The following is a 17,755-nucleotide window of genomic DNA, read 5'->3' as shown; positions in this document are numbered from 1 at the left end:
CCGCAGTGCGTGCGCGCTGCCGACTGCGCCGTGCACGGAAGAACAGCCGGCGCGTTGATTTGCTGTCGCCAAGCCCCGAAACTCGCCGTTCGGCGCCCACGTGCCGTTCATCCAGGCCTGATTACATTGGCGAATCCACTCAAGACGACACGCGCAGGAGCGGCATGTCCCTGAAATTCCCCAACGCCAGCGGTGACTGGCGCCCGCTGATCTCGCGCACCGCGATGGTGCTGCTGTTGATCCTGGTCTTCGTCCTGTTGACCGGGCTGGTCGACGGCGGCGTGGGCGTGACCGCGACGCAGCTGATCAAGCAAACCCGCTTCCCACTGGCCAACGCCCTGCCCGGCTTGCTGCTGGCCGGCGCACTGCTGCTGTGGACCCGTCGCGCGCTGTTCTCGTTCGGCCTGGCATTCGCGCTCCAGGCCGTGATCTACGGCGTCAACCAACTCAAGGTCGCCAACCTCGGCACGCCGCTTTTGCCTGACGATTTCCGCATGATCGGCCAACTGCGCAAAGGCGGACTGCACGTGCTGGCCGGCTACCTGCCGCACAGCCCATGGCCCTATCTGGCCATGCTCGCCGTGCTGGCGCTGGTCGTGCTGGCCTGGCGACTCGAGCCGCCGCTGCTGCCCAAACGGCGTGCCGGCAAACGTGTGGTCGCGGGCGGCGTGCTCGTTGCCATATTGATCAGCATCCTTGCCGGCCTGTCCGCATGGGGCAAGATCTACAACTCGCGCGTGCTTTGGCTGGAACCCTGGTCGGCCCGTTCCACCGCCAACCACTCCGGCCTGATCAGTTCGCTGGTGCTGTTCCATCTGCATTTTGGCGGCAGCCATCGCAAGCCCGACCGCGCCGCCGCCGAACAGCTGATCACCCAAACCACCCCGGCCTTGCTGCAGGCCATGCAGCAACCGGCAGCTTCCAGCGAACTGCCTGACATCGTGGTGGTGCAAAGCGAGTCCCTGTTCGACCCCACCATCATGCGCGGCTTCGAGCACACCGACTTCACGCCAAACCTCCGCCGGCTGGCCGCCCACGGCATCAGCGGCAAGCTGCATGTGCCCACGTTCGGCGGCGGCACCATCCGTACCGAGTTCGAGGTGCTCACCGGCCTGTCGCTGCGCTACTTCGACAACCTGCAGTTTCCGTATCTGCAGATGAGCCACAAATCGCTGCCCAGCCTGGTTCGCACCCTGGAGCGGCATGGCTACAGCACGCTGGCCCTGCACGGCAACGATCCTGCATTCTGGAACCGCACCACCGCATTCAAGGCGATCGGATTCGATCGCTTCGTGTCGAAATCGGGCTTCCCCGATACCGCGTCGAATGACGGCAAGTACATGACCGACAGCGCCATGACCGACAAGATCATGGATCTGCTGAAGGACAGCGGCCCGCCGCAGTTCATCTTCGCCATCAGCATCGAGGCGCACGGTCCGTACGACATCGAGCCGGCCCACGTCGCCGAGCGCGACGCGATTCCCGTCCTCGCGGAAATCACCGGCCGCGACAAGCTGGAAATGCAGACCTACCTCTATCACATCAAGCACGCCGACGCCGAGCTGGGTCGACTTGTGGCGTGGCTCGCAAAGCGGCAGCGCCCCAGCCTGGTGCTGTTCTACGGCGACCACCTGCCTGCACTCACCGGCAGCTTTCACACCACCGGCTTCGTGGATGGCCGCGACATGCTGAGCCAGGCCGGCATCTGGCTGATGGTCAACCCGCACGCCAAGGGCAAACCCGTAGACGAGGACACCGCCGCGTGGCTGCTGCCAGGCCAGCTGCTCGAGCAGGCTGGCATCCACGACGACCCCTACTTCGCCCTCACCCAACTCGTCGGCCCGAAGTTGGCCGCACTCACCATGGCGCCCGGCGCACCACCAAAACCCGAAGATCCCGAGCGGGAAAAGCTCGATCTGGCGATGCGCAGCATCGACCAGTTGCGCATCGACGGGAAACTGGACAAGCTGCTGCCGACCCCGCTGTCAGTGCCCACCCATGGCGTCGCTGCCAATGACGCTGGCGCTCCGCCGCACGCGAAGTCGGGAACGCTGCGCTGACGGTGTCGTGGCAGCCGCAACGAGTGACAAGGCAACTAGACTATCGGATGCCGCAAGGTGGTCGATACATCCTTCAATTACATTGTGCTTTAAGTTGAATCTGCTCTGCAGCACTGCCCAGCACGTCCACATCCACCATCGCGCTGACGCTGCTCCGCTACAGCACCCTCTCAAGTGCTGAGACGCCTCCATGCTGTAGTAGCCGTCGTGCCGATGATCGGCAGAAGCAAAGCGCATGGCTTAGAAATCCATCGTCAAGGAAACCTCATGACCGGTGCAATCGATGTGTCGCCAGATGCCTTTCGCGGCACGGGCAACTGGACGCCGGAACAACTCAAGTTGGCATTCAACTTCTACTGCCAGACGCCGTTTGGACAGCTACACAACAAGAATCCACGCATTGTCGAACTGGCCAGACTGATTGGCCGCACGCCAAGCGCGGTGGCAATGAAGCTGGTCAACTTCGCGAGCCTCGACCCGTCGATCACCAGTACAGGGCGCAGAGGGCTTAACGGTGCTTCGGCACTTGACCGGAAAATTTGGAATGAATTTCACGCCGACTGGGAGCGACTTGCCGTCGAATGCGCACAACTGCACCAGTACTTGTTACAAGAGCATGACCTCAAACCCGAGACCACCAGCGATGCCACTGACGGATTCGCATCCATCGATTTCACTGGCGAAACACGCGCAGCACTCGTGCAACAGCGCATCAAACAGAACTTCTTCCGCCGTGCCGTACTCGCCAGCTATCGAGGCCGCTGCTGCATTTCTGGGGTCAGCGATCCACGACTTCTCGTCGCCAGTCACATTGTTCCGTGGAGTGTAGACAAGAGAAATCGACTGAATCCAAGCAATGGTCTCTGTCTCTCTGCGATCCATGACAAGGCATTCGATAGTCACTTGTTCACGCTTAGTGACGACTTCTGCGTACTTCTTTCCGAACAACTCAAGGTCGCCAAGGACAAATTCCTGCGTGCAGTCTTCTGGGTTGCGGCAGACAAACCCATTGACTTGCCAGAGCGATTTTTCCCGAGCCACTCCTTTATCGCGCAACATCGCAACGTCACATTGGATTCAACCACATGACCGGGTACCAAGTGATGAATCATCTCTTTATTTCCGAGGATCAGTTCTGGGATGAATGGGGTGTCATCCAGAAGTCCGACGGCGAGATGTTTTACTACGACGATGTGAAGGATCAACCGCCTGAACATGTATGGACGATCATTGATACAGGCTGCTACGAAGATGAAAACTTGTACGCATCACCCGGCTTCCATATCGTCAACAACCTTGGATATGTCATGACACAGCGTGCATGGGATTCCGATACGCCGGACGCGATTTACTACCTGCATGAAGACATCGACGATGGCAGTCGAACCGTTTTCGTCTACCAATACCGCGATGCCTCAAACTACAAAGCCTGCGGCATGCTGCTTTTGCATGGCGACTCTACCGGCATTGAAGATGACTTGATTCGCGAAGTTTGTGATGCGGGCATCTACTTTGTTGCCGAACAGGTTGGGGTGCCCACCCTGTGCCATCAACTCTACGCGTTTAGCGATGGTCCGACCGACGACGACCACGCTTTTCATGAATACCAAGGCCTCCGCGAAGCGACTTCTGAGGAAGTTTCCACACTCCCGTTGTCGGGTAGCCTCAGGGCGCTGACTTGTCGGTTCCTCAAGGTGGATGGGCAATGGGACTGCACACTATCGCCCAATTGCTTTTAGCGGATACGTCAGGTCGTCCCCCTCACGCCGCCGAGACCGTCACCTCAAGCCGACACCCCAGCGCATTGAGCGCAGTCTCCACTTGTTCCAATTTCGAGCGGTGGCGCAAATCCAGCAGTCGATCGACCTGCGGCAGGTGCACGCCGAGCATGCGCGCCAGATCGGCCTTGCGCAGATGCCGGGCCTGCATGGCTCGATACAAGCCGAGTTTTGCGACCGCCAGTGGCGGCAGGGTCACCAGATGGTGGCCACGTTTGCACACGCCGGGGAGGGGAATATCGCGACGATCCTGAATGTATGTCTCCAGCGTGCTTTCGATGCCGTCAACGGCTTCGCGCAGGGCCTCATCCTTGCTGCCGCCGACGCTGGAAAACTCGGGGAGGGCTGGACAGGTCACCATCACCACGCCATCGGCGTCGGTCAATTTGACTGGATATTGCATGCCTGACTCCTGCACGAAGTGGGTTGCGAACGAGGGTTCAAAGCCCGAGGTCCTTGAGAATTTTCTTGCGCAAGGGCTCGGGTATATCTTTCGAACCGTGGAACGGGAACACTGAAACCTTTCCTTTGTATCGAGCGATCCGATGGCTGCCTCTGCCTGGTTCGAAGCTCACGCCTTGCTGCTTGAGCCAGCGCAGAAACTCGCTGTATTTCATCAGCCCCATCCTTGTCGGCAGAAAGCCCAGTTTAGCAACATTTTTGTTGTGTACTTGCATGACCAGACGAATCGGCGGCGGGCACGAGTCGAGCAGATCACGGGCACGCTGCGAGCCCCCAAAGAAAAACCCCGCCGAAGCGGGGTTTTCTTGTTGCAAAGACTCTTGCGGGGCAGCGCGACCACGCGGGGTCGCGCCTTGATACTCGCCACCAAGGATGATGGCGAGTAGCGCGTGCTTAGAAGCCCATGCCGCCCATACCGCCCATGCCACCCATGCCGCCGGCGTCGCCGCCGCCGTGGCTGTGGCCTTCGTCCTTCTTCGGCGCTTCGGCAACGATGGCCTCGGTGGTGATGGCCAGGCCAGCCACCGACGCGGCGTGCTGCAGGGCCGAACGGGTGACCTTGGTCGGGTCCAGGATGCCGAACTCGATCATGTCGCCGTACTCGCCGGTCGCAGCGTTGTAGCCGAAGTTGCCCTTGCCTTCCTTGACCTTGTTCAGCACCACGGACGACTCGTCACCGGCGTTGGCGACGATCGAGCGCAGCGGCGCTTCCAGCGCACGGCGGGTGATCGCGATGCCGTGGTTCTGGTCGACGTTGTCGCCCTTCAGGCCTTCGACGGCCTTCAACGCGCGGATCAGCGCGACGCCACCACCGGGGACCACGCCTTCCTCGACCGCTGCGCGCGTGGCGTGCAGGGCGTCTTCGACGCGGGCCTTCTTTTCCTTCATTTCGATCTCGGTGCCGGCACCGACCTTGATCACGGCAACACCGCCGGCCAGCTTGGCCACGCGCTCCTGCAGCTTCTCGCGGTCGTAGTCGGACGAGGTCTCCTCGATCTGCGCCTTGATCTGGCCGATGCGCGACTGGATCTTCTCGGCTTCACCGGCACCGTCGATGATGGTGGTGTTTTCCTTGGTGATGACGATGCGCTTGGCGCGACCCAGATCGTTGATCGTGGTCTTCTCCAGCGACAGGCCGACTTCCTCGGACACGACCTGACCGTTGGTCAGCACCGCGATGTCTTCCAGGATCGCCTTGCGACGGTCACCGAAGCCCGGCGCCTTCACGGCGGCGACCTTGACGATGCCGCGGATGGTGTTGACCACCAGCGTGGCCAGCGCCTCGCCCTCGACTTCCTCGGCCACGATCAGCAGCGGCTTGCCGGCCTTGGCCACGGCTTCCAGCACGGGCAGCAGCTCGCGCACGTTGGAAACCTTCTTGTCGTGGATCAGGATGTACGGGTCATCCATTTCGACCTGCTGCGAGGTCTGGTTGTTGATGAAGTACGGCGACAGGTAGCCGCGATCGAACTGCATGCCCTCGACCACGTCCAGCTCGTTGTCCAGGCCGGAGCCTTCCTCGACCGTGATCACGCCTTCCTTGCCGACCTTCTTCATCGCGGTGGCGATGATGTCGCCGATGTCGGTGTCGGAGTTGGCCGAGATCGTGCCGACCTGGGCGATTTCCTTGTCGTTGGCGGTCGGGTTGGACAGCTTCTTCAGCTCACCGACGGCGGCCGAGACGGCCTTGTCGATGCCGCGCTTGAGATCCATCGGGTTCATGCCGGCGGCAACCGCCTTGAGGCCTTCCTGGATGAACGCCTGCGCCAGCACGGTGGCGGTGGTGGTGCCGTCGCCAGCAACGTCGGAAGTCTTGGAAGCGGCTTCCTTGACGATCTGCGCGCCGAGATTCTCGTACTTGTCAGCCAGCTCGATCTCTTTGGCGACGGACACGCCGTCCTTGGTGATCGTGGGGGCGCCGAAGCTCTTCTCGAGCACGACATTGCGGCCCTTGGGACCGAGGGTCACCTTGACCGCGTTGGCCAAGGTGTTGACGCCCTTGAGCATGCGGGCGCGGGCGTCTTCGCCGAAACGGACTTCTTTAGCGGACATAATTTTTTTGCCTCAAAAAAATTGAAATAAGAATGGAAAATCGTGCGAAAAAACTGCCAGAAGGAGCCAACGGCGACTGGCGTGCGCGCTTTTGACCTTCAATCGCGCTCAACCACCCGCAGCCCCAACCAATCAGCCTTCGATCACAGCCACGATGTCGTCTTCCTTCAGGAACACGAGATCTTCGCCGTCGATCTTGATTTCCTGACCGGCGTACTTGCCGAACAGCACCGTGTCACCTTCCTTCAGCGACATCGGACGGACCTTGCCGTCGGCCATGATCAGGCCGGTGCCGGCGGCGACAACCTTGCCGCGGGTGGGCTTTTCGGTGGCGCTGTCGGGAATGACGATGCCGCCAGCGGAAACGCGCTCTTCTTCGAGACGCTTGACGATGACGCGATCATGCAACGGACGCAGTTTGCTCATGGAAGGACTCCGATGTCGATTGAGGTGGGACGAGGCTTGCAAGACCCGATTCGCCGATCTTGTTAGCACTCATGGTAGGTGAGTGCTAATTTTAGCGGTACAGATCGCCGCTGCAAGAGCTTTGAAAGGGGAACGAACAGCTAATTGGGTGGATCGGGGCGGGTTTCAAGGGCTGCCGCTCAGTGACTTTCGCGGATCAGCAGTCGGTCGACTGATCTGGGCCCACCCAAACGCCGCAGCAAGAGCCGGCAGGCGCAACCCCGAGGCACAGCGAGGGTGCCGCCACACCTTCTGAATCAGGATATTGACGTCACCACCAGCCCGGATCAGCCGCAGAGCTGGGTTTGCGGCCGGTGCGGGGGTAGGCTGCGGGGCATGTCAGAAGCCGTCCTGCTTTGCTATTGCACCTGTCCCGACACCGCCAGCGCGCAGCGGATCGCCGAAGCCCTGGTGGGCGAGCGGCTGGCAGCCTGCGTCAACCAGTTGCCCGGCATCCGTTCGACCTATCGCTGGGAAGGAGCCGTGCAGACCGACAGCGAGCAACTGCTGCTGATCAAGACCACCAGCACCCGCCTGCCCGCGCTGGAACGTCGCCTGCTGGCATTGCATCCCTATGACGTGCCGGAGTTGATCGCCGTGTCGGTGAGCCAGGGCCATGAGGCCTATCTCGACTGGGTTCGCCAGCAAAGCCGGGACTGATCGGCTCCACCCTGCGGTCCAGGCGCGGCGAAATGAAGCAAGCTGCGGCCAGGGGACACTCCTGGGCCATAATGGGCCGATGCCTGCGTCGCACAGGTTTTCGTTGCTGGAGTCGTGATGCGTTCGTTGTCCATCGGCCGAATGGCCACCCGTCTGCTCGTCTGCCTGGGCCTGCTGTGCGTCGCCCTGCCCGCGTTCGCGCAGGAAACCGACGGGCTGCTGCCGGTCACCGAGGCCTACCAGCTCAGCGCCGACGCGGCGACCCCGGGCGTGCTGAAGCTGCACTGGACCATCGCGCCGGATTACTACCTCTATCGCGGCCGCATGAAGTTCAAGGCCGGCGAAGGGGTGAGCCTGGGCGAAGCGCAACTGCCCGACGGCGAAAAGCACCACGACGAGTACCTCGGCGACGTCGAGACCTATCACCATAGCGTCGACGCCAGCATTCCCTACAGCGTGGCAGCCGGAGTCACGCGGCTGCGGCTGAGCGTGCAGTACCAGGGCTGCCACGAGGTCGATCCGAAAATCTGCTACCCGCCGCACACCGAGCAACTCGATCTGGCCCTGCCCGCAGGCACCGGTGCGGATGCCGCGGACACCACGACGCCCGGCGCCGGTTCGCTGGGTGCCGCATTGAAAGCCATCGGCAGCTCCCCTGCCGGCGGCGTCGATGACGCCGCCCTGCCGCCGGAACAGGCATTCCGATTTGCCGCACTGGCACAGGGCCCGCATCAGTTGCTGCTGCGCTGGACCATGCCGAAAGGCTACTACCTGTATCGCGACCAGACCACGCTCCGCCTCGCGGACGCGCCCGGGCTCGTGCTGAAACCGGCGTGGCCGGCAGGGGTGGCGCATCACGACGAGCACTACGGCGATGTAACCGTGTATTTCGACGAGGTCGAGCTGCCGGTGAAGATCGAAGGTGACCTCGCCGGACATAGCCAACTGAAGCTGGAGGCGAGTTTCCAGGGCTGCCAGCAAGGCGGGCTGTGCTATCCGGTGATGAACCGCGGCGTGACCATCGATCTGGGCAACGCCAGCGCCACCAGCGGCAAGACGCTGCCCCCCAGTGCGCCGCCCCCTGCGGCAGGCACCGGCAGCAATCCATGGCAGATCGGCCTGTTCGCCGCCTTGCTGCTGGCACTGGCCGGCGGCCTGATCCTGAACCTGATGCCCTGCGTGCTGCCGGTGCTGTCGATCAAGGCAGTCAGCGTGCTGGAAGGCGGTGAGAACCCCGCCACGCGACGCAGCCACGCCCTGTTCTACACCGCCGGCGTGCTGGCCAGTTTCGCCGCGCTGGGGATGGGCATCCTGGCGATGCGCGCTTCCGGTCATGCGCTGGGCTGGGGCACGCAGATGCAGCAACCCCTGCTGGTCGGCGTGCTGGCCTGCGTGATGCTGGCGGTGGGTTTGTCGATGTCCGGGGTGGTGCAGTTCGGTGCCTCGCTGGGCAATACCGGCGCCGGCCTGGCCCGCCGCGCCGGACCCGCCGGCGACTTCTTCACCGGCGTACTGGCCGTCGTGGTGGCCACACCCTGTACCGCGCCGTTCATGGGCAGCGCGCTGGTCTATGCATTCACGGCGCCGATGTTGTCGGCCTTCCTGGTATTCCTGGCCCTGGGCCTCGGCCTGGCGCTGCCCTTCCTGGCGATCGGGTTCGTGCCGGCGCTGGCACGTCTGCTGCCGAAACCCGGTCGCTGGATGGAAACCCTGAAGCAGGTGCTGGCCTTCCCGATGTACCTCACCGCGGTGTGGTTGGTCTGGGTGCTGGCCAACCAGCGTGGCGCCGATGCGGTCGGCCTGGTGCTGGTGGCGATGGTGCTGCTGGCGATGACCTTGTGGTGGTTCGAACGCAGCCGCTCGCGCGGCGCGATCAGCAGACTTGCCGTCGCGGTGCTGGCGATCGCCACGCTGGTACCGATGGTGTTGCTGACCCACGTGCCGCCACCGTCCAGCACCGGCTTGACCGAGGATGGCGTGGTCGCCTACAGCCCGCAGAAGCTGGCCGAACTGCGCGCTGCCGGCACGCCCGTATTCGTCGACATGACGGCCGACTGGTGCGTCACCTGCAAGGCGAACGAACACACCGTGCTGGATACCCAGCGCTTCCGCGACCTGTTGCAACGCACCGGCGCGGTGTACATGAAGGGCGACTGGACTGACGTGAACCCGACCATCAGCGCCTTCCTCGCCCAATACAACTCGCCCGGCGTGCCGCTGTACGTGGTGTTTCCGAAACACGGCGGACCCGGCCGACAACTGTCCACCGTGCTGACTTCCTCGATGGTCGAGCAGGCACTCACCGACGCGGCCCGCTGATGTTCGATCGCGGCACCAAGATCATCCTGGCACTGGCGGTGCTGGCGGCGATCATCGGCGGACTCATCCAGCAGCACCCACGGCAGGCACGAACGGGCGTGGATGGCGATCCGGCCATCATCGGCAAGCCTGTGCCTGCGCTGGTGCTTTCCGATCTGCAGGGGCGTACCCATGCGCTGACCGACTACCGCGGCCGGCGCGTGCTGCTGAATTTCTGGGCCAGCTGGTGCGGCCCGTGCCTGGAGGAAATGCCGACGCTCAATCAGGCCCAGGAAAAGTTCGGCGAACATGGGGCGATCGTGCTCGGAATTGCCATGGATGATGCCGATCGCGTTCGTACCTTTCTCGCCGCACATCCGGTGAGTTACACGATTTTACTGGGTCAACTGGACGCCCCGAGCACGTCGCTGCAACTGGGTGATACGCGCGAAATACTGCCTTATAGCGTATTTATAGGCGAAGATGGCCGCATTATTGCCACGCATGCGGGTGCCCTGTCACCAGCCCAGCTGGCCGCGTGGCTGGCGCCCGCGGCAACCCAGCCATAGCAAGGCCGCAGACATACGCCAGCGCAGGGCAAACCCGCGCTTCTCCGTCAAACATCGCCGATCTGCAGTGAACTGGACAACATCGCCCGGTGCGCGCACACTGCGCACGGTACCGGGCTATCCGGACGCAAGCTGGACGACTCGTGGCCAAGATCCTGGTCCTGCATGGACCCAATCTCAACTTGCTGGGTGCCCGCGAACCGCAGATCTACGGTCGCGAGACCCTGGCCGCAATCAACGAGTCACTGGCCGAGCGCGCGCAGGCGGCGGGCCACGAGCTGGTCTGGTTCCAGTCCAATGCCGAGCACGAGTTGATCGGTCGCATCCATCAGGCGCGTGACGACCGGACTGCGTTGATTCTCTGCAATGCGGGCGGCCTGACCCACACCAGCATCGCGCTGCGCGATGCATTCGCGGCGGTGGCGATCCCGTTCATCGAAGTGCACCTGTCGAACGTGTTTGCGCGTGAACCGTTCCGACACCATTCGCATCTCGCCGACCTGGCCGTTGGCGTAATCTGCGGCTTCGGCCGCACCAGCTATGCATTGGCGCTGGAGGCGGCGATCCAGCGGCTTGAGGCCACCCCACCCGCCACGGCCTGAACCTCACGGCCGGCAACCCTATTCGATTCCAGCCACTCACCGTGGCATGACTGACCAAAGGCTGATCCGATGGATTTGCGCAAAATCAAGAAACTGATCGACTTGCTCGAGGAATCCAACCTCGCCGAACTGGAGATCAAGGAGGGCGAGGAAGTCGTCCGCCTGTCGCGTGTACCCAAGAATGCCGCGCCGGTGGCGGCACCGGCTGCACCGGCTCCCGCCGCTGTCGCCGTCGCACCGGCCTCGGCGCCCGCGCCAGCACCTGCCGCTGCCGAAGCCCCCGCCGCCGACGCGCTGCCCGCCGGACACGTGGTGAAAGCGCCGATGGTCGGCACCTTCTACGCCGCCGCCACGCCGGGCGCCGCCCCGTTCGTCAAGGTCGGCCAGCAGGTGAAGGCCGGCGACACGCTGGGCGTGATCGAGGCGATGAAGATGTTCAACCAGATCGAAGCCGAAGTTGCCGGCACCGTGCAGGCCATCGTGGTCGAAAACGGCCAGCCGGTGGAGTTCGACGAACCGATGTTCGTGATTGCCTGAGGGGACGGGATTCGGGAATGGGGATTCGAGATTCGTTCAAGCGGCCGCGTGAGGGATTGCTGGTCTGGCAGGACGCCATGGGGCTTGTCGAAATCATCTACGCATTTTCCGCACCCTTTCCCGACACCGAACGATTCGGACTCATATCGCGGGTTCGCCGCGCCGCCGTCAGCATCCTCGAACATTGCCGAAGGCGCGGCGCGACGATCCAGTCCTGAATACCGTCGTTTTCATTCCATGGCTCGTGGTTCATTGTCCGAACTCGATACCCAATGCCAGATTGCAGTTCGACTGGGTTATGCAGAACAGTCATCGACCTCGAACGAATTGATCAACCGCGTATTTGCCCGGCTCACTGCCTTGATGAATGCGTTGAACCAACCCAAAGGTGCGTCATGACAAGGCTTGCCGACATCCGATTCCCCATTCCCGACTCCCTATTCCCATGTTAGAAAAAGTCGTCATCGCCAACCGCGGCGAAATCGCCCTGCGCGTGCTGCGTGCCTGCCACAGTCTGGGCATCAAGACCGTGGCGGTACATTCCACGGTCGATCGCAACCTGAAGCACGTCGGCCTGGCCGACGAGGCCATCTGCATCGGACCCGGACCGTCGGCGGACAGCTATCTCAATATCCCGCGAATCATCGCGGCGGCGGAGATTACCGACGCCCAGGCGATCCATCCGGGCTACGGCTTTCTGTCCGAGCGGGCGGATTTTGCCGAGCAGGTGGAGCAATCCGGTTTCGTGTTCATCGGGCCGACCGCGGAGGTGATTCGCCTGATGGGTGACAAGGTCGAGGCGATCCGCGCCATGAAGGCGGCCGGCGTGCCATGCGTGCCCGGCTCCGGCGGGCCGCTCGGCGAGAACGTGGACGCCAACATCAAGATCGCACGCGAGGTCGGCTATCCGGTCATCATCAAGGCCTCCGGTGGCGGCGGCGGTCGCGGCATGCGTGTGGTGCGCACCGAAGCGCACCTGGGCAATGCCATCACCATGACCAAGGCCGAAGCCAAGGCGGCGTTCGGCAATGATCAGGTGTACATGGAGAAGTTCCTGGAGAATCCGCGTCACGTGGAAATCCAGGTACTGGCCGATGGCCAGGGCAACGCCATCCATCTGGCCGAACGCGACTGTTCGATGCAGCGCCGCCATCAGAAAGTGGTCGAAGAGGCCCCCGCGCCCGGCATCACGCCGGAGCTACGCGCCGAGATCGGCAAGGTCTGCGTGGACGCCTGCATCCGCATCGGCTACCGCGGCGCGGGCACCTTCGAGTTCCTGTTCGAAAACGGCCGCTTCTACTTCATCGAGATGAACACCCGCATCCAGGTCGAGCACCCGGTGACCGAGTTGATCACCGGCGTGGACCTGGTGCGCGAGCAGTTGTTGATTGCCGGCGGCGAAAAGCTCTCGCTCAAGCAGGAGGACATCGTGGTCCGCGGCCATGCGATCGAATGCCGCATCAATGCCGAGGACCCGGACACCTTCATGCCCAGCCCAGGCACAGTCAAGCGCTTCGAGGCGCCGGGCGGCCCGGGCGTGCGAGTGGACACCCATTTGTACGACGGGTACAAGATTCCGCCGAATTACGATTCGATGATCGGCAAGCTGATCGTGCACGGTCCCGACCGCGAAACCGCCATCGCGCGCATGCGTCTGGCGCTGGCCGAGACCGTGATCGAAGGGGTCAAGTGCAACGTCCCGCTGCAGCAACGGATCATGGCCGACGCCGGCTTCCATCACGGCGGCCAGAACATCCACTATCTCGAAAAACGCATGGCGGAGCAGAAAGAGAAAGCCGCGGCCGGGAGTGGCCAGAGCCAGGAGTGAGGGAAGAGGAGTGAGAGGTGGGAGAGAGCCGGCGTTTCGGCGCCTCACACGAACTCGCTCCCCGCGCATTCCTCACGCTTCTGCCTTTCTCTCTCCACTCACTCCTCTCCCCTCACTACTCGCCCTACGCGGCCCCGATCGTCTGCACTGAAGCGCAATCGGGTGCGGAAGATGCGCCGAAGAACCTCGACGCGAAGCACCAAGCCGCAAGCTTGCGATAGTCAGGAGTGAGGGAAGAGGAGTGAGGAGTGAGAGAGGGCCGGCGGTTCGGCTCGTCAGCCGAGCCCCCACTCCGCAAACCATTCCCCACGCTTCTGCTGTTCTCTCTCTACTCACTCCTCTCCCCTCACTACTCGCCTTATGCCTTTCCTCGAACTCTCCTTGATCGTCCGCACCGAACAGCAGCCGCGTGCGGAAGAGGCGCTGGAAGACCTCGGTGCAATTTCGATCACGCTGCAGGATGCGGACGCCCAGACGCCGGATGAACAGGCGATCTTCGAGCCGGGCGTGGGGGAGTTGCCGCTGTGGCCGACGATCACCCTGAAGGCGCTGTTCGAGGAACACGCGGATCGGCGCGGATTGGCCGAGGCGCTGGGTGAACTGCTGCCGTGGCTGGAGCCGGACCGGCTCGGCTTCCAGGAGGTCGCCGACCAGGACTGGGAACGTGCCTGGATGGATCAATTCAAGCCAATGCAGTTCGGCCGACGCTTGTGGATCTATCCGTGGAATATCGAGCCACCAGCGGAAGATGGCATGGTGGTGGTGCGACTCGACCCGGGTCTGGCCTTCGGCAGCGGCACCCATCCGACCACCGCGTTGTGCCTGGAGTGGCTGGACCGCCTCCACCTCGCCGGCAAGACGATCACCGACTACGGCTGCGGCTCGGGGATCCTGGCGATCGCCGCGCTGAAGCTTGGTGCCGCCAGCGCGATCGGCGTGGACAATGATCCACAGGCGCTCATCGCATCCGCCGACAACGCCCAACGCAATGGCATCGCCGAAGCGTTGACGCTGTTCCTGCCCCAGGATGCCGACAACGTGGCAACGGATGTCTTCATCGCCAATATTCTCGCCGGCCCGCTCGGCGAACTCGCGCCCACCTTCGCCGCCGCCGCCAAACCCGGCGCACCGTTCGCCATCTCGGGCATTCTCGACGGTCAACAGGACGAACTGCTGCAGCGCTATCACGAATGGTTCGACGAGTTGCGGGTGGATAGGCGCGAGGACTGGGTCCGCATCAGCGGCCGGCGGCGCGCCTGAAAACAGTCAACCGAAGGTCGCCTTCTCGTGTTGACCGATGGTCACCGCGACACGGGCTGGCGCGTGCAGGCTGCTAAGCTTGCCGCCATATCGATTGACAGCGGCCCGCATGTATACCCAGTGTCCTGAATGCCTGTCCGTCTTTTCGCTGGACGCGCAGATGCTTGCGCGAGCCCATGGCCACGTCATCTGCGGCCATTGCCACGCCAGCTTCGACAGCGTTGCCACCCTCACGGACCAACTGCCGCCCGAACCCTTCATCGAACTGCCGGTGAACGAGCCTGCGTTCGAGCCACCATGCGTCGACCTGGTGGTCTATCGCCCACCGCCTGAACCCGCGGTGGTGGTGACATCCGACGATGCGACGGCGCCCGTGGCGGCAGCCACCGATGATTTCTCGCAATTGGTGTTCGCACCACGCTTCGCCCGGGAACCGCGCCGAAAGCGCGCGCGCAAACAAGTGCGTGAACAGCCACGGCGCCCGCGCGCAGCGTCGGGCGAACGACAGTGGCCATGGGTGCTCGCCTGCGTGCTGCTCTCGTCGCTGCTGTTGTGTCAGCTGGGGTGGGCAAAGCGCGATGCCCTGATCCGCGACCCGGTCGTGGGTGGCTGGTTGCGCAGCAGCTGCGCGGTGCTGCGGTGCCAGCTGCCGCTGGTGGCAGCGCCGGGCAGACTGCGCCTGCTCGCCAGCAATGTGCAGGCGCACCCCAGCGTCTCCGATGCTCTGATGATCAGCGCCAGCGTGCGCAACGATGCCATCTTCGCCCAACCCTATCCGGTGCTGACCATCACCCTCCTCAACGCACAGGGGCAGCGGCTGGCCATGCGCCGCCTGCAGCCGGATGAATACCTGGACGACAGCGAGGTGCTGCAGCACGGCCTGGCCCCGGGGGATACCGCCGTGCTGCTGCTGGAGGTGGAGGACCCCGGCGACAAGGCAGTGGCGTTCGAATTCGGTTTTGAATGAACGCAATGCCACGGGGACTTAAAATCGTCGGCGCACACGGGTAGACTCGACCTCTCGCGCTGGATGCCTTGCGGTATCCGAATCATCCCGCGAGTACACACTGAATCATCACAATCGCAGCGGCCCATGTAGCCGCCGTATCGTAGGCGAGGGAAACTATCCGTGAATGCCGCAAGACTGCCTGCTACCGAGGCCGCCGTTTCGTCCTCGTCGCATGCTGCCGGCTCTCATAGTGCGTTGAGCGAATGCGTGACTCGCACGGTACGCCGCTACCTGGCGGACATTGGTGACACCGAATGCACCGAAGGCCTGCATGCGCTGGTGTTGCGCGAGGTTGAAATGCCCTTGCTGCGCGAGGTGCTGGCGTTCCACGACGGCAACCAGAGTCGCGCCGCCGTCGCGCTGGGCATCAATCGCGCCACCTTGCGCAAGAAGCTGGCCACGCACGGGTTGCTTTGAGAGCGGATTCGGGATTGGGGATTCGGGATTTGCAAGAGCCGAAACCGCCAGCTTGATCGCCGCGCCGCTGCAGCCACGAATTTCCCATCCCGAGTCCCGGAGCCAACATGTCCGCCCCTGCCGTCGTTCCCGTTCGCCGCGCGCTGCTCAGCGTTTCCGACAAGACGGGGTTGATCGAGTTGGCGCGGCGACTTGCCGCGAACGGGATTGAGCTGCTTTCCACTGGCGGCAGTGCGAAGGCGCTGCGCGAGGCGGGCATCGCGGTGACCGAGGTCAGCGACGTCACCGGCTTCCCGGAAATCATGGACGGTCGCGTCAAGACGCTGCACCCGAAGGTCCACGGCGGGTTGCTGGGTCGGCGCGGCATCGACGACGCGGTGATGACTGAACTGGGCATTGCGCCGATCGACCTGCTGGTGCTCAACCTCTACCCGTTCGAAGCCACCGTTGCCAAGCCGGACTGCACGCTCGAGGACGCCATCGAGAATATCGACATCGGCGGCCCGGCGATGCTGCGCTCGGCAGCGAAGAACTGGAATGACGTGGGCGTGCTGACCTCGCCCGATCAATACGAAGAGGCGCTGGCCGAGATCGAGCAGAACGGCGGACTGAGCCGCGCCACGCGCTTCAAGCTGGCGGTGAGCGCGTTCAATCGCGTGGCCAATTACGGTGGCGCGATCAGCGACTACCTGTCCGGCCTGGAACTCAACGACACGCACGACGCGATCGCCGGCCACGCCACGTTCCCGGCGCAGGTCAACGGCCGCTTCACCAAGCTGATGGACCTGCGCTACGGCGAGAATCCGCACCAACAGGCTGCGTTCTACCGCGACCTGTATCCGCATCCCGGCACGCTGGCCTGCTTCAACCAGTTGCAGGGCAAGGAGCTGTCGTTCAACAACATCGCCGATGCCGACGCCGCGTGGGAATGCGTTCGCAGCTTCGTCAAACCTGCCTGCGTGATCGTCAAGCATGCCAACCCGTGCGGCGTGGCGGTGAGCCTTGACGGTATCGGCAAGGCCTACGAGCTGGCCTTCCAGACCGATCCCACCTCGTCGTTCGGCGGCATCATCGCCTTCAATCGCGAGGTGGACGGCGCCACGGCGAAAGCCATCGTCGAGCGGCAATTCGTGGAAGTGGTGCTGGCGCCGGCCTATGCCGATGACGCGCTGAAGGCCTTCACCAAGAAGGGCAACGTGCGCGTCCTCGAGATCCCGCTGCCGGCCGATGGCAGTCTGGTCGATGCGCATCCCGGCAACCATTCCCGGCGCGTGGGTTCGGGGCTGCTGATCCAGACTGCCGACACCGGCATGATCACGGCCGCCGACCTCAAGGTGGTCACCCGCAAGGCACCGACCGAGGCGCAGATCCACGACCTGATCTTCGCCTGGAAGGTGGCCAAGTTCGTCAAGTCCAACGCCATCGTCTACGCACGCGATCGCCGCACCATCGGTATCGGCGCCGGCCAGATGAGCCGCGTCTACAGCGCAAAAATCGCCGGCATCAAGGCCGCCGACGAAAAACTCGAAGTACGCGGATCGGTGATGGCCAGTGACGCGTTCTTCCCGTTCCGCGATGGTATCGATGCCGCCGCAGCCGCGGGCATCAGCGCGGTGATCCAGCCGGGCGGTTCGATGCGCGACAGCGAGGTGATTGCCGCCGCCGACGAGCACGACATGGCGATGGTCTTCACCGGGATGCGCCACTTCCGTCACTGACGGATGTCCGTCCAGGCCCCTGCTCGCCACGCAAGCAAGA

General features: G+C 63.3%; 17 protein-coding genes and 1 pseudogene. 14 read left to right on the top strand and 4 right to left on the bottom strand.

From position 1 onward, the window contains the following. The first annotated feature begins 164 nt into the window (after nt 1-164). From AC0L58_RS01320 to AC0L58_RS01310, 3 genes are all read left to right on the top strand, one after another. Nucleotides 165-2,060: an LTA synthase family protein gene (locus AC0L58_RS01320; protein ID WP_473685916.1), complete on the top strand. Its 1,896-nt coding sequence runs from the start codon at nt 165-167 to the stop codon at nt 2,058-2,060. Between the two features lie 267 nt (nt 2,061-2,327). Continuing rightward, nucleotides 2,328-3,149 carry an HNH endonuclease gene (locus tag AC0L58_RS01315; protein WP_473685914.1) on the top strand — a complete coding sequence of 274 codons (822 nt, stop codon included), beginning with the start codon at nt 2,328-2,330 and terminating at the stop codon, nt 3,147-3,149. Nucleotides 3,150-3,163: 14 nt separating this feature from the next. Next, nucleotides 3,164-3,799 (top strand): hypothetical protein, encoded by a 636-nt coding sequence (locus tag AC0L58_RS01310; RefSeq protein WP_473685912.1) that lies wholly within the window; start codon nt 3,164-3,166, stop codon nt 3,797-3,799. 22 nt (nt 3,800-3,821) lie between these two features. Here the strand turns inward: AC0L58_RS01310 and AC0L58_RS01305 are convergent, their stop codons facing one another. The 4 genes from AC0L58_RS01305 to AC0L58_RS01290 all read right to left on the bottom strand — a co-directional run bounded on the left by AC0L58_RS01305 (nt 3,822) and on the right by AC0L58_RS01290 (nt 6,778). Next, nucleotides 3,822-4,241 carry a type II toxin-antitoxin system HicB family antitoxin gene (locus tag AC0L58_RS01305; protein ID WP_473685910.1) on the bottom strand — a complete coding sequence of 140 codons (420 nt, stop codon included), beginning with the start codon at nt 4,239-4,241 and terminating at the stop codon, nt 3,822-3,824. A 37-nt stretch (nt 4,242-4,278) separates the two neighbouring features. Beyond that, the gene (locus tag AC0L58_RS01300; RefSeq protein WP_473685908.1) at nt 4,279-4,728 is read right to left on the bottom strand and encodes a type II toxin-antitoxin system HicA family toxin; all 450 of its coding nucleotides are present in this window, start codon (nt 4,726-4,728) and stop codon (nt 4,279-4,281) included. Further along, on the bottom strand, nt 4,694-6,352 hold the full coding sequence (gene groL / locus AC0L58_RS01295; RefSeq protein ID WP_473685906.1) for a chaperonin GroEL: 1,659 nt from the start codon (nt 6,350-6,352) through the stop codon (nt 4,694-4,696). Before groL ends, AC0L58_RS01300 begins: the two co-directional genes overlap by 35 nt. A 132-nt stretch (nt 6,353-6,484) precedes the next feature. Continuing rightward, complete coding sequence (locus AC0L58_RS01290; protein ID WP_077514513.1) at nt 6,485-6,778, bottom strand: co-chaperone GroES; 294 nt, start codon at nt 6,776-6,778, stop codon at nt 6,485-6,487. Nucleotides 6,779-7,153: 375 nt separating this feature from the next. Here AC0L58_RS01290 and cutA point away from each other — a divergent pair, with 375 nt between their 5' ends. From cutA to purH, 11 genes and pseudogenes are all read left to right on the top strand, one after another. After that, complete coding sequence (gene cutA / locus AC0L58_RS01285; RefSeq protein WP_473685903.1) at nt 7,154-7,477, top strand: divalent-cation tolerance protein CutA; 324 nt, start codon at nt 7,154-7,156, stop codon at nt 7,475-7,477. Between the two features lie 117 nt (nt 7,478-7,594). After that, the gene (locus tag AC0L58_RS01280; protein ID WP_473685901.1) at nt 7,595-9,796 is read left to right on the top strand and encodes a protein-disulfide reductase DsbD family protein; all 2,202 of its coding nucleotides are present in this window, start codon (nt 7,595-7,597) and stop codon (nt 9,794-9,796) included. Further along, a complete protein-coding gene (locus AC0L58_RS01275) occupies nt 9,796-10,344 on the top strand; it encodes a TlpA family protein disulfide reductase (RefSeq protein ID WP_473685899.1) in 549 nt (182 codons plus the stop codon). Before AC0L58_RS01280 ends, AC0L58_RS01275 begins: the two co-directional genes overlap by 1 nt. A 143-nt stretch (nt 10,345-10,487) precedes the next feature. Then, nucleotides 10,488-10,946: a type II 3-dehydroquinate dehydratase gene (aroQ, locus tag AC0L58_RS01270; protein WP_473685897.1), complete on the top strand. Its 459-nt coding sequence runs from the start codon at nt 10,488-10,490 to the stop codon at nt 10,944-10,946. A gap of 69 nt (nt 10,947-11,015) precedes the next feature. Then, nucleotides 11,016-11,483: an acetyl-CoA carboxylase biotin carboxyl carrier protein gene (accB, locus tag AC0L58_RS01265; protein WP_473685895.1), complete on the top strand. Its 468-nt coding sequence runs from the start codon at nt 11,016-11,018 to the stop codon at nt 11,481-11,483. Nucleotides 11,484-11,500: 17 nt separating this feature from the next. Continuing rightward, a pseudogene (locus AC0L58_RS01260) lies at nt 11,501-11,882 on the top strand (four helix bundle protein). Between the two features lie 46 nt (nt 11,883-11,928). Next, on the top strand, nt 11,929-13,311 hold the full coding sequence (accC, locus tag AC0L58_RS01255) for an acetyl-CoA carboxylase biotin carboxylase subunit (RefSeq protein ID WP_473688521.1): 1,383 nt from the start codon (nt 11,929-11,931) through the stop codon (nt 13,309-13,311). A gap of 360 nt (nt 13,312-13,671) precedes the next feature. Continuing rightward, nucleotides 13,672-14,571, top strand: coding sequence for a 50S ribosomal protein L11 methyltransferase (gene prmA, locus AC0L58_RS01250; RefSeq protein WP_473685893.1), 900 nt, complete (start codon nt 13,672-13,674; stop codon nt 14,569-14,571). A gap of 109 nt (nt 14,572-14,680) precedes the next feature. Further along, entirely contained in the window at nt 14,681-15,538 is an 858-nt protein-coding gene (locus tag AC0L58_RS01245) for a zinc-ribbon and DUF3426 domain-containing protein (protein ID WP_473685891.1), read from the top strand. Nucleotides 15,539-15,700: 162 nt separating this feature from the next. Next, entirely contained in the window at nt 15,701-15,997 is a 297-nt protein-coding gene (locus AC0L58_RS01240) for a helix-turn-helix domain-containing protein (protein ID WP_473685889.1), read from the top strand. A gap of 107 nt (nt 15,998-16,104) precedes the next feature. Beyond that, nucleotides 16,105-17,715, top strand: coding sequence for a bifunctional phosphoribosylaminoimidazolecarboxamide formyltransferase/IMP cyclohydrolase (gene purH / locus AC0L58_RS01235; protein WP_473685887.1), 1,611 nt, complete (start codon nt 16,105-16,107; stop codon nt 17,713-17,715). The last annotated feature ends 40 nt before the right edge of the window (nt 17,716-17,755 follow it).

The sequence above is a fragment of the Rhodanobacter sp. G2-10 genome, assembly GCF_055809185.1.
Note: the sequence above shows the minus strand (reverse complement) of the source record. Positions and strands in the feature narration are given on the sequence as shown.